A 12,143-nucleotide genomic window follows, 5' to 3' on the forward strand; every position below is an offset into this window, starting at 1 on the left:
TTATTTGGTGTAAAACTCGGGATAATCAATATCATACCCAGTTAACAGCTAAACAAGCCTTTGTTATAATATTATAATATTTTTGTCACTTTAGTAGAATATAAAAAAGTACTTTTCGAAAAATATTGAATTATATGGGTAGATATTAGATAATTCATATAAGGTTAAATATCTATAAATCAAGAATTGATCACTTAATAGATTAGGATAAGGCAGGAGGAATAAAATATGACTGTTCAGCAGGAAATAATCAGTGGCGGGAGAAGAATTCTTAGTAGCGGGTTGATTAAGGGTACATGGGGGAACATTAGTATAAGACGAGGGGATACCTTGTGGATTACCCCTTCGGGAGTTCCATACGATGAATTAGAGGAGGAATCTGTGGCTGCAATAGATATGGCAACTGGAGGGCAAATAGCAGGAAATTTACCTGCCTCAAGCGAATTACTCCTACATCTAAAGATTTATAAGCATTTTCCTATAATCAATGGAATTGTTCATACCCATAGCATATATGCCAGCGCCTTTGCGGCTTTATTGGAAGAGGTGCCTTGCTATACAGAAGATCAGGCTCAGATTATTGGTGGGGATATTCCAGTTGCAGAATATGCTTTGCCTGGAACCGATGAATTGGCAGAAAATGCTGTTAGTGCATTAGGAAAAGGAAGATTTGCCACCCTTATGGCGAACCATGGATTGGTGGCAATTGGCCGAAGCTTAAAAGAGGCCCTAACTGCTGCTGATATTGCAGAAAAATCAGCTCAGCTAGCTTCAATTATCTTGTCCCTCAATAAAAACCCTAAGCCACTAAGCCATGAGGATATAACCCTTTTAAGGGAGAAATATTTAGGAGAATATAGTAAAAAAATCATTAAAGAATAGGAGGTATCATATGTCGTACTATCAGATGAATGAAAAGCTGGCCATTGACTATGTAAAGGGGCTGGGATTCTTTTCAGAAACTGCAAGGCTTGTAGCACGGGAGGTTGGAGATGGAAATCTCAATCTGGTTTTTATCATCAGGGATGAAGAAGCTCAAAGGTCCTTAGTTTTAAAGCAGGCCCTACCCTATGTAAGGGTGGTAGGAGAGGGTTGGCCCCTTTCAGTTGAAAGAACTATATTTGAAGCAAATGCGTTGGAAATACATAATAAGCTTGTGGCTGATTATGCGCCAAAGCTCATCCATAGAAATGATCAGCTGGCTTTAATTGCAATGGAGGATTTATCTCACCTTCAGCTTATGCGGTATGGCATGATAGAGATGAAGAAGCATGCCAATTTTCCACAACATATATCAACCTTCTTAGCCAATACCCTATTTTACACCTCGGATTTATATATGGATCCTGAGGAGAAGAAGAAACTGGCTGCAAAATTTGTGAATACCCAGCTTTGTAAAATTTCAGAGGATTTAATTTTCACCGATCCCTATTATGACGCAGAACGAAACAATATCAATCCAGAGCTAAGACCTTACCTCGAAGAGGTATTCTGGAAGAAAGATTATTTGTGGCTTGAGGCATCCAAGCTAAAATACAAGTTTATGACAGAGGGTCAATCCCTTCTTCATGGGGATTTACATACAGGCTCCATATTTGCTGGTGAGGATGAGACGAAGGTATTTGATTCAGAATTTGCCTTTTTTGGTCCTGCGGCCTTTGATGTAGGGAAAATTATTGGGAATTTCCTAATTAACTATGTATCCTGGTGGGGTAAGGATGTTGATATTAATCAAATAAAGGATTATAGAGAATATCTCCTGAATTCCATAGTGGATATCTATAATCTATTCCATAAGAAGTTTATTGACAACTGGGAAAGGGATGCTCAGGATATTTCAGTTAAGGTAGAGGGATATCAACAGCAGTATATAAGAAGGCTTTTTGTAGACGCCATAGGTTTCTGTGGTGCTGTAATGATTAGAAGAACCCATGGTCTTGCCCATAATATTGACGTAGATGGGATTGAAGATTTAAAGAAGCGTAGTAAGACTCAAATTAGGGTTTTAGAGCTTGGAGAAAAGCTTATCATGAATAGAGAAGCCTTTAAAAATATTGAAGAGGTTGTGGCCTTTGTTAAGGATAACCTAGGATTGGAGATGAAAATATGAGTCATTTAATTCCCATAGAATGGAGGGATAATACCCTTTACATATTGAATCAGCTAAAGCTGCCAGAGGAAATGGAGTTTAACCCTAAGACGACGGTTGAAGAGGTATTCCACGCAATAAGGGATATGGAGCTTCGGGGGGCCCCCTTAATTGGCATTACTGCTGCCTATGGATTATATATTGCTGCTAGAGAGATAGAAGCCTCTAACCATGAAGAATTTATGTGTCTTTTAAGGGAGCAGGCAGATTATCTTGCCCAATCAAGGCCTACCGCTGTGAATCTTTTCTGGGCTTTAGAGAGAATGCTTAACAAAGCTGAGGAATTAAAGGAAGCTTCTTTAACAGACATAAAGGATGCCCTTTTAAATGAGGCTATCCTCATCCATAGAGAGGATGAAGCAATCAATAAAGAAATAGGCGAAAACTTTTTAAAGATATTAGAGGATGGGATGACGGTAATGACCCATTGTAATGCAGGAAGCTTAGCAACCTCAAAATATGGAACTGCTACATCCCCAATGTATTTGGCCAAGGAGAAGGGTAAAAACCTAAAGGTCTATGCCAACGAAACCAGACCCTATCTTCAGGGTGCAAGGCTTACTGCCTTTGAGCTTCAGCATGGTGGCATTGATGTTACGCTAATTTGCGATAATATGGCAGGATCAGTAATGGCCCAGGGTAAGGTGGATGCAATCATAACTGGGGCAGACCGGGTGGCAGCCAATGGGGATACAGCAAATAAGATTGGAACTCTACAGCTGGCGATCATGGCTAAGCATTTTAACATTCCCTTTTATGTGGCAGTGCCAACTCCTACAATAGATTTAAATACCCCCGATGGCAATCACATTCCTATAGAGGAGAGGAGTTTTCAAGAGGTGACCAATTGGTTTGGTAAAAAAACTGCCCCTGAGGGAATCAAGGTTTATAATCCAGCCTTTGATGTTACACCCCATCATTTAATAAGGGCCATCGTTACAGAAAAGGGAATTGTATATCCACCCTTTGAGGAAAATTTAAAAAAGCTTCTCTAACATACAATAAACAGGAGTAGGGTTATCTATAAGCCCTATCCTGTTTTTTTCTGTGTTTATATTTCGTTTCTTGAGAATATAATCTTGAGTTTGAAATCCTTATTACAGCTGGAAGCATAAAGAATTTCCACATCCTTTTCATATAATACTATATAAGAAATGATACGATAGGGCTTCTTCAATTTAGCCATCTCCCTAAATTTGATAGAAGAATTATAGCATAGAATAACGCTTAAATACAATTAAGAATTAAGAATGAAGTGTTTTGAATTATGGAAGAAGATTTATAAAAATGAGCAAGGTAAAGAGAAGAGAAAAGCAAAGATAAACAAAGAATTAATTAGAAATAATTAGCTAATTAGAATTATTCAGTTATAAAGCTCATTAAAAAAATATTTTCAACTAAATAAGAATTTGACCTTCTTTGACCTTTATCTTAAACTATAATTAAAAGATCACAAATTATGTTAATGGAGGTGCTTAATATGTTTAGAGATTTAGTTCCCTTTAATCGTGGTAGAAAAGAGATGGAAAGCTTCTTTGACAGATTCTTTCATAATGATGGGTTTATGCCGGTAAGCAGTGGTATGGGTATGAAGGTGGATATTAAGGAAAACGACAATGAATATCTGGTGGAAGCTGAGATTCCAGGAGTTGATAAGGAAGCCATTCAACTTGATTACCAAAATGGATATTTAACCATCTCTGTAGAAAACAATGAGGAGTATAATGAGGAAAGAGAAAATTACATTCGTAAGGAAAGAAGAAGCGGAAGGGTTTCTAGAAGCTTCTATGTAGAGGACATTAACGAAGAAAAGATTGAAGCTCAGTATAGAGATGGCATTCTGAAAATTACATTACCGAAGTCAGGGGAGAAGAAAAAGAAAAACCGAATAGAAATTCAATAAGCTTTAACACATAAAGATCCATATCTCTACAGGATATGGATTTTTTGTTGCAGAAGTTTTGTTTTTTAATAAGAAGGAAACCCCAATAGATATCTTGAATTATATAAAGATTATAGTCATTTAATCAGTGGATTTAATCCTTAAGATAAAGGGGTGATAAAATGTTTAAATTTATTCATATTGCAGATATTCATTTAGATACCAGCTTTTATTCCAGCAATAAAGACCTTAGAAGTAAACTTAGAAATAGCCTTCGGGAGGCCTTCCTTAGGGTAATTGATACTTGTATCAATGAAGGAGTAAATGCTCTATTAATAGCTGGAGACTTTTTTGATGATGAACTACTAACCTTTCAGACAGAGAGTATGATCATCGATGGAATACGTCAGTTAGAAGGATATAATATTCATGTATACTATTCTACTGGTAACCATGATCCTGGAGACATAAGCTATAGAGCCAATTTAATAAAATGGCCCTCCAATTTTCATTTAATAGATAATGACAGGCTACAGACCTTTGATGTGATGGGAACAGATGGTAGGGCCATTGGAAGAATTTTATCAGTAGGTCACCAAACTAAAGTAGAAGGCAGAAATCTAATCAGTCAATTTCCCGCAAAAGAAGGAGACCTTCCCCATGTGGGACTAGTACATGCCATGGTTACATCTGCTTCGGGAATCGATAGGCATGATCGTTATCTGCCTTGCAGCTTGGAGGATTTGAAGGAGAAGGGCTACGATTATTGGGCCTTAGGCCATATCCATCAGCGTCAACAGATATCCAATGAAAATATTTGTTATCCTGGTAATCTACAGGGTAGACATCCTAGAGAAACGGGAGAAAAGGGTGGCAATCTTGTTGAAATAGATGAACTGGGCAGGGTTAAGGTGGAATTTATCAAATTCTCCACCATAAGGTGGGAAACCCTAATCGTTAAAGACCTCGATAAAATTACCACCTATGAAGAGCTAAAGGATCATATTATGGATAGAATCAATACCTTTCTCAAGGAAGGAAATATCCATAATGGTGAGGTAATCCTTAGGCTGGAGTTAGCAGGAAGATGCTACTTAGAAAGGGAAATGAATGAGGAAGAAAGTAGGTATCAGCTGGAGGCAGATATAAAACAAAGCTTTGGATTTATTGCGGTAGAAGCAAAAACAGGGGGGCTATTAAAGGCTATTAATTTAGAGGAATACCAGGAGGGCAACCATGTCCTTGGTAAGGCCTTGTCCATAATGAACAATATCGAAAGCAACGAAAAACTAATGGAGAATCTATCACAGCTGAAGCTAGCCAATAAAAAAATCAATAATGCTAAGGATAGAAAACAGTATTATAAAGAATTGTTACAGGGTTTAGAGGAAGAAGCCCTGAATCGAATGGTAGGTGATGGAGAATGAGGATAAAGGAACTGGAAATGTTAGACTTTGGCAAGTTTCATATGGAATCTGCCTATGATACAGATAGCAGAGTGGTGCTTTTCCTGGGAAATAATGAGGCAGGCAAAACTACCATTTTCAATCTTATAAAAAGTGCCCTTTATGGCTTTTCGCCAGCCAGCAACGATAAGCATCCCTATAGCTCATGGAATCATAACAGAATTGAATTTACTGCTAAGCTAGATCTCAAAGACGAAGGGGAAATCCAACTATATAGACGATTGCTTAGTCAGCCAAAGGGCCACATCACCAAAGGAGAAAATATCATAGACCTAAGAAACAACCCCCTTCCCCATGTTCGTCATGTTTCATCGGAAATTTATGAGAAGATCTATGCCCTAAGGGTTGAAGACTTAATGGAGCTACAGGGGAAGGCCTGGGATGAGGTGCAGGACAAGCTGTTGGCCAATTATGGCAGCAAAATCATTCGAAACACCAGAGAAGTTCTTAAGGAGCTTAATGAGGAAGCCAGTCAAATATATAAGGAAAGCCGTAGGGGAAACTCCCTTCTAAGAGACTTAGAAGAAGAAATGAACTCATTAAAATCCCAAAGAGAAAGTGCAAGGGAAAGACAAAGACTCTTAAGGGATTACAATAAAAGGCTTGAGGAGATCTATACTGGTATAGAAGGTCATCAAAGGGAGAAGGTTAGACTAAAGGAATACATGCGAAGGGTAAAGGAACTCCTTCCTCTAAGGGGACTACTAAAGGAATTAGAGGAGACCAAGAAAAGCTTTGTTTATCCTGAAATATTCAAGCAACTGCTCAGCAACAGTCTTAGTAAAAAGGAGGACCTTGAGGAAAGACAGAAGCAATTAAATAGAACTCTGGAGGAAAAAAAGAAGCTTATAGATCTAAAGAAGGATGGAATTTATAGACTTACTGAGGAAGAATTGAAGATTTTAGATCATAAGGCCAACATCAATACTCATATAAAAAATATTAGTAGGATACAAACCCTAAGGGATATAGTATCCAATAAAAGGGAAGAAAAAAGAAGGATTATTCACCAATTAAACTATGAAGGTCAAAAAATTACTGGAGAAGAGGTTAGCCAACGGGCTTTAGAGGGTCTAGAAAATTTTAATTTATCAGAGCTTAGAATCAGATTAGAAAATTATAGAAGAAGCCTTAAGGAATTTGAAGACACTAAAGGAAGCATAGATTATTTAAGGAAGCAGACGATCAATGTAACAAAACCTAAGGTCTTAATGATTGCTGCCTTGGCTGGAATACCGATATTAGGTGCTGGAATCCTTTTAAACCAAGATCTATTAAATATCATAGGAGCTATTATGATTATTGCTGGAGGAGTTGCCTATGGCTCCTTTGAAATCATGAAAAGGCAGCTGGAAGGTAACAATCCTCAAAGGGTACAGCAGCAGCTATTAACAAATAAACTCAAGGAAATTGAAGAGAAGCTAATGGAGAAAAAACAGCTTCTTCTAAATCTATTTGACGGAATAAATGTACCGGAAATTGTAATCACCAATATGGATGAGGTTTTTGCTTCCTCCTTAATTAAAATTAAAGATGATTCCTTTAGGCTGAAGGAATTGGAAAAAAGCCTCAAGGAGAAGGAAGAAGAGTTAGAGAAAGAAATCAAAGTTATAGATGAATTTCTACAGATTTTTGATGCTGTTGAGGGAAGTGGTGACGATAAGCTTTATAAGCTAAAGGAGCTAGTAGAAGGCCTTGAGAAAAGAGTGCTAGTAAATGAGGGATTAACAAATGACTTATTACAGTTGCAGGAAGAGGTTAAGGGCATTGAAGCCAACCTTCAGGATACGGATAATAGCTTAGATACATTGAATTCAGCATTAATGACTATGGGGGACGGAGATATTAATAAGGGGATTGAAAGCTTTCATAATAACCAAAGACTTCAAAACAAGCTGAAGATCCTTGATGAGAAGCTTATGGCCATAGATAATTTAGCTCATTTGAAGGAAGAGCTTGAAGGCTTAAATAGCAAAGAGAATGAAACCTTTGATGATTTGAATATTACTAAAGTTGAAGAGGAACTAGAGGAAATAGAAGAGGGCTTAATCGCCCTGAAGGAAGAGCAAAGGGAGCTTCAACTGCTGTCCCAACAAATCCTTAAAGAAACCACAATAGATGAAATTGAAAGCCAAATCAAGCTAAAGGAAATGGAATATGAAGAGGCTGCAATCAAAAGGGATCGATTGATGCTACTGGCGGAAATCATTAAAGTAGCTGAAGAGGAGTTTAAGGAGGAAAATCAGCCAGATGTCTTGAAAAATGCAGGTGCTTATTTTAACTTGATTACTTTAGGTAAGTATACCAATATCTACATTGAAGAAACCGATAAGGATCCAAGTATTATGGTAAAAGAAATAGATTCTCCTACAGCAATAAAGGTTACTCCTGCCTTCAGTAAGGGAACTCTCAACCAGCTATATTTATCTTTAAGGTTATCGCTGATGGACCATTTAGACAAAGAAGGATTAATGCTGCCTGTATGCTTTGATGAGGCCTTTATCAATTGGGATGAACACCGGCTAGATAGCAACCTACAGCTATTACAAAAAATCTCTGAAAAAAGACAAATTTTCTTCTTTACATGTCATAGCTGGTTGGCTGAGAAAATTGAAAAGGCATTTAACATAAAAAAAATTCTTTTGACTTAATTGGAGTGGGAAAGATGCCCTTTACTTATTTACTAAAATGTAATGATGGAACCTATTATACAGGTTGGACTGTGGACTTGGAGCAAAGATTAAAGAAGCATAACCAAGGAACTGCATCAAAGTATACAAGAAGTAGGCTCCCTGTCGGATTGGTTTATTGGGAGGAATACAAAACAAGAAGTGAAGCACAAAAAAGGGAAGCTACTTTAAGAAAACTCAGTAGGAAATATAAGGAATCTTTAATAGAATCCTTTAAAACTTCGTAAAACATATAAAAAGTTTGTATGAGGTGGACCTTAAATGTTAACACTTTTACTATCAAAAGAAGTAAAGGTGTGAGAGTTATATGAGGGTACCAAAACACATAGGGGTAATCCCCGATGGAAATAGAAGATGGGCCGCCAACTTAGGGTTAAATAAGGCCGAGGGCTATGATAAAGGACTAGATCCAGGATTACAGCTGTACCACCTTTGTAAGGAGGTAGGGGTTAAGGAAATAACCTACTATGGCTTTACAATGGATAACACCAAAAGACCTGCCCTTCAAAGGAAGGCCTTTACAGCTGCCTGTATTAATGCAGTAAAAATGTTAGCTAAGAAGGATGCCAATCTTTTGGTGGTGGGAAATAGTGATTCCCCAATGTTTCCAAAGGAGCTGATTCCCTACACAAAAAGAACGAAGTTTGGAAAGGGTACAATAAAAGTAAATTTTCTTGTAAACTATGGGTGGCATTGGGACCTAGGAAAGCTTACAACAGAGGAAAGCGCCTTAAAAAGCAATTCCTATAAAGGCCTTCATTCCAGTGATGTTTCAAGGATTGATTTAATCATAAGATGGGGAGGCAGAAGAAGACTTAGCGGCTTTCTGCCTGCCCAAGCAGTATATGCTGACTTCTATATCATAGATGACTACTGGCCAGATTTTAAGCCCCAGCATTTTTATGATGCTTTGGAGTGGTATAGGGGGCAGGATATCACTCTAGGGGGCTAGGCTCAGACTGTTGATAAGTCGTCATCTTCGTTGTTGCTGCAAAGACCCAGCATTCTAACGTATTGCTGTATACGTGTCGACCGCTGGGTATTTTTGCGCCTAGAATCTAACAACTTCTGAACAGTCTGCCGGTATAATACGCCTCCATCTTCGTTGTTGCTGCAAAGACCCAGCACTCCTAAGTAGACACCTGGTAACTAGAAGCTAAAAGCAACTTAACCTAGAAATAGAATTAATAAGACTTACCCAAATAAAAAAAGAAATTTGCCATCTCAAATTTCTGTTTTTTTGAAACCTTTTTTTAATATAATGTATCTAATAGGTTGTGAGGGGATGTGAGGAATTGACTGAAGCCAGAGATTATATAGAAAGATTAAAGAATAGAGATCAGATGGCTTATCGAGAGCTTATTGAAGAATATAGCAATAAGCTATTGAGGATAGCCTATTATATCGTCAAGGATCAAGAAATGGCTGAAGATATTGTACAGGAAAGCCTTATTTCAATATACAAAAATATTGATGGATTTAGAGGGGATAGCCAGCTATCTACCTGGTTGACACGGGTTGTAATAAACAATGCTAAAAGGGTGGTTGGAAAGAAAAGAGTCATTAATTTTTTCCCACTAAAGGATTTACTGATTAAAGATCATAAGCCTTTGCCCCATGAGGTGGTAATCAAGAAGGAAAAAGAAGAGGTCCTTAAAGAAATTCTCATGTCCCTTCCAGTGAAATATAAAGAAGTTTTAGTTCTATACTTTTATGAGGAGCTAAAGATCAAGGAGATATCAGAGATATTGGATATTAGTGAATCTGGAATAAAAAGTAGGCTTAAGAGGGGTAAGGAAAAGATTCGATTGGAAATGGAAAGGAGGGCATTGAACCTATGAAAGAGAAAAATCATAAAGGCTTAGAGGACCTGATAAAGGCTACCTTGAGGGATGAATTAATTTCCATTGAAGTAGATGATGGCTTTATTGAAAAAACACTAACTATTAGTAAGGGAATCACTCCTTCTACTGCCCTTGAAAGATTTCTAGAAAGGGAAATTGCTATTCCAGTATCCTTTGCAGCTATTGGATGTCTTTTGGCTATAGGGTTATTGGTGAATACCCTTCTTATCCCTAAAGAGTTATCCCATCCTAAATATGAAATACGAAACCTATCTTCAACCATCACCCTCATCAGTGATTCAGAAGGAATAATAAAGGGGGACCAATAGTGAAAGCAGTTCGAATCAAAATAAAAACCTTAGGGAAGGCTTTAATCGTTTTAGTCTCCCTTGGATTAATAATATATGCCCTTTTACCAGGGGCTCTTATGAGGCTGGCAGATAGACAACTTCAAAAGGGTAATAGGGCAGAAGCCCATGGATACTACCAGAGGATTATAAAGTATTTCCTTAGACATGGAGAAGCTGCCATGGCAATGGAGTGGCTGGCGCAGGGGATCGAGGGAGACAACTATTTAATGATATCTCCAATGGGTTTCGGAGGTACTGGAGGGTACGGTGAAGAAACGGGAACGATTCCTAAGGAGACCATAGCTCTTTATGAAAAGCTGGTTCAATTACACCCTGAGACCCCCCACGGGCAAAGGGCAATGGTTAAGCTAGCAATAAGAGATATTTATGGAGCCTTAAAAGAAAAAAAATATAAAGAATCAATGGATATAATAGCTAATTTAGAGGAAAAGCTATTGCCAAGATCAGCCTTCCAGCTACAAAGGGTTTATTTATTTACATTAAAAGAGCTGAGCAGCAGAGGCTATTTTCAAGAAGCCATTGAATTTGGCGAAAAATATATAAAATCTATGGAGATGGATGAAAGCTCCTTCTACTATGATGAAGGAATCCTAGAAACCTTGGCTGATACCTATTTAATGATGGGTAATGGTGATAGGGCAAAGGAAATATATAAGGGTATAATCGATGATATTAGAAAAAATCAGTTGGAGATAATCAATCTTAATGAAGCTGATGAAGGTTTAAAGTATGACAATATTTATGAGGAAGAGAGAATTGAAAATTTAGAGAATAAAATTAGAATAGCTGATGGAGATGGAGATAACTCTGGAAGGATCTCCGGTACGGTAACCCTTCATGGAGAAGCTCTAGCAAATACCAATGTATTTCTACAGCCAATATCGGCAGGTGGAGGATTTCCAACGGCTACTAGAAGAGCATTGTGGCTAAAGAGCAATGAAAAGGGCGAGTTTACCTTTAAACGTCTACCCCCAGGTAAATATGCCTTGGGATTAATTGCAGACTTAAATATTATAGGGGATTCTGTACTGAAGGAGGGAAGATTTCCTCAATCCAATATAGAGGTGGAGGCTGGAGGAAGCTATAGCTGGTCCTTCGATTTTGTAGAAACCATTAAGGTTCATTCTCCAATAAACAATTCAGTAGTTGAAGAGGAAATTCATTTTAGCTGGCAGCCGGTAGAAGGTGCAGCCTACTATACCTTAGAAATTGGAAGATATTTTGGAAATGGAAGTAGCTCTAATAATTTACCTGAAAAATACTATCAAACAAATACTACTTTATCTGCCAATGCCCTTTTACAGCTGGATGGGGGATTAAGCTATAGTGAAGAGGAAGGGGTTATAGCCGAGAGCTTTATGAATTATCCCTATCCGGGATCCAGACACTTTTGGGGAGTGGTTGCCTACGATGAAGAGGATCAAATAATCTCTTCAACCTTAGGTTATATTAAAGGTCAAAATACCGACTTTACCTTTAAAGGACATGAACCAAGGGAGGCAGACAAATTACTGGCAGCGGGAGACTATGAAGGGGCTATTGAGGCCTATGAAGGGGATTTAGAAGGGAACCCTGAAGACCTCTATGCAATGATTATCCTGGCAAGGCTCTATAGAAATGATATCGAGGATATTTATCCATATTCCAATTTATCTAGGGCTCGAGAGCTTTATGAAAGACTCTATGATCTTACTGGAAATGAGGTATTTCTACAAATGAAAAAATAAGAGGAGACCCTATG

The 12,143-nt window shown here is 37.8% G+C and carries 11 protein-coding genes; all 11 read left to right on the forward strand.

Features of this window, described 5'->3' with window-relative positions:
- Window positions 1–228: 228 nt before the first annotated feature.
- The 11 genes from F8153_RS09720 to F8153_RS09770 all read left to right on the forward strand — a co-directional run bounded on the left by F8153_RS09720 (window position 229) and on the right by F8153_RS09770 (window position 12,129).
- Window positions 229–882 (forward strand): class II aldolase/adducin family protein, encoded by a 654-nt coding sequence (locus F8153_RS09720; RefSeq protein WP_151866171.1) that lies wholly within the window; start codon window positions 229–231, stop codon window positions 880–882.
- A gap of 10 nt (window positions 883–892) precedes the next feature.
- Entirely contained in the window at window positions 893–2,110 is a 1,218-nt protein-coding gene (mtnK, locus tag F8153_RS09725; protein ID WP_151866172.1) for an S-methyl-5-thioribose kinase, read from the forward strand.
- The gene (gene mtnA, locus F8153_RS09730; RefSeq protein WP_151866173.1) at window positions 2,107–3,144 is read left to right on the forward strand and encodes an S-methyl-5-thioribose-1-phosphate isomerase; all 1,038 of its coding nucleotides are present in this window, start codon (window positions 2,107–2,109) and stop codon (window positions 3,142–3,144) included. The genes mtnK and mtnA overlap by 4 nt, the downstream gene beginning before the upstream one ends.
- Window positions 3,145–3,629: 485 nt before the next feature.
- On the forward strand, window positions 3,630–4,052 hold the full coding sequence (locus F8153_RS09735) for an Hsp20/alpha crystallin family protein (protein WP_151866174.1): 423 nt from the start codon (window positions 3,630–3,632) through the stop codon (window positions 4,050–4,052).
- A gap of 161 nt (window positions 4,053–4,213) precedes the next feature.
- On the forward strand, window positions 4,214–5,458 hold the full coding sequence (locus tag F8153_RS09740; RefSeq protein WP_151866175.1) for a metallophosphoesterase family protein: 1,245 nt from the start codon (window positions 4,214–4,216) through the stop codon (window positions 5,456–5,458).
- Window positions 5,455–8,148 (forward strand): AAA family ATPase, encoded by a 2,694-nt coding sequence (locus F8153_RS09745; RefSeq protein WP_151866176.1) that lies wholly within the window; start codon window positions 5,455–5,457, stop codon window positions 8,146–8,148. Before F8153_RS09740 ends, F8153_RS09745 begins: the two co-directional genes overlap by 4 nt.
- A gap of 14 nt (window positions 8,149–8,162) precedes the next feature.
- The gene (locus tag F8153_RS09750; RefSeq protein WP_151866177.1) at window positions 8,163–8,414 is read left to right on the forward strand and encodes a GIY-YIG nuclease family protein; all 252 of its coding nucleotides are present in this window, start codon (window positions 8,163–8,165) and stop codon (window positions 8,412–8,414) included.
- Between the two features lie 80 nt (window positions 8,415–8,494).
- The gene (locus tag F8153_RS09755) at window positions 8,495–9,139 is read left to right on the forward strand and encodes an undecaprenyl diphosphate synthase family protein (protein ID WP_151866178.1); all 645 of its coding nucleotides are present in this window, start codon (window positions 8,495–8,497) and stop codon (window positions 9,137–9,139) included.
- Between the two features lie 343 nt (window positions 9,140–9,482).
- Window positions 9,483–10,028 (forward strand): RNA polymerase sigma factor, encoded by a 546-nt coding sequence (locus F8153_RS09760; RefSeq protein ID WP_151866179.1) that lies wholly within the window; start codon window positions 9,483–9,485, stop codon window positions 10,026–10,028.
- Window positions 10,025–10,360, forward strand: coding sequence for a hypothetical protein (locus tag F8153_RS09765; protein WP_151866180.1), 336 nt, complete (start codon window positions 10,025–10,027; stop codon window positions 10,358–10,360). Before F8153_RS09760 ends, F8153_RS09765 begins: the two co-directional genes overlap by 4 nt.
- Window positions 10,360–12,129: a carboxypeptidase regulatory-like domain-containing protein gene (locus F8153_RS09770; protein ID WP_151866181.1), complete on the forward strand. Its 1,770-nt coding sequence runs from the start codon at window positions 10,360–10,362 to the stop codon at window positions 12,127–12,129. The genes F8153_RS09765 and F8153_RS09770 overlap by 1 nt, the downstream gene beginning before the upstream one ends.
- Window positions 12,130–12,143: the final 14 nt, after the last annotated feature.

The sequence above is a fragment of the Alkaliphilus serpentinus genome (assembly GCF_009017255.1).
Lineage (GTDB): Bacteria > Bacillota > Clostridia > Peptostreptococcales > Natronincolaceae > Alkaliphilus_D > Alkaliphilus_D serpentinus.

Coding starts and splice junctions, on each gene's coding strand:
- F8153_RS09720 (WP_151866171.1), top strand. CDS start 229: ATGACTGTTCAGCAGGAAATAATCAGTGGCGGGAGAAGAATTCTTAGT.
- mtnK (WP_151866172.1), top strand. CDS start 893: ATGTCGTACTATCAGATGAATGAAAAGCTGGCCATTGACTATGTAAAG.
- mtnA (WP_151866173.1), top strand. CDS start 2,107: ATGAGTCATTTAATTCCCATAGAATGGAGGGATAATACCCTTTACATA.
- F8153_RS09735 (WP_151866174.1), top strand. CDS start 3,630: ATGTTTAGAGATTTAGTTCCCTTTAATCGTGGTAGAAAAGAGATGGAA.
- F8153_RS09740 (WP_151866175.1), top strand. CDS start 4,214: ATGTTTAAATTTATTCATATTGCAGATATTCATTTAGATACCAGCTTT.
- F8153_RS09745 (WP_151866176.1), top strand. CDS start 5,455: ATGAGGATAAAGGAACTGGAAATGTTAGACTTTGGCAAGTTTCATATG.
- F8153_RS09750 (WP_151866177.1), top strand. CDS start 8,163: ATGCCCTTTACTTATTTACTAAAATGTAATGATGGAACCTATTATACA.
- F8153_RS09755 (WP_151866178.1), top strand. CDS start 8,495: ATGAGGGTACCAAAACACATAGGGGTAATCCCCGATGGAAATAGAAGA.
- F8153_RS09765 (WP_151866180.1), top strand. CDS start 10,025: ATGAAAGAGAAAAATCATAAAGGCTTAGAGGACCTGATAAAGGCTACC.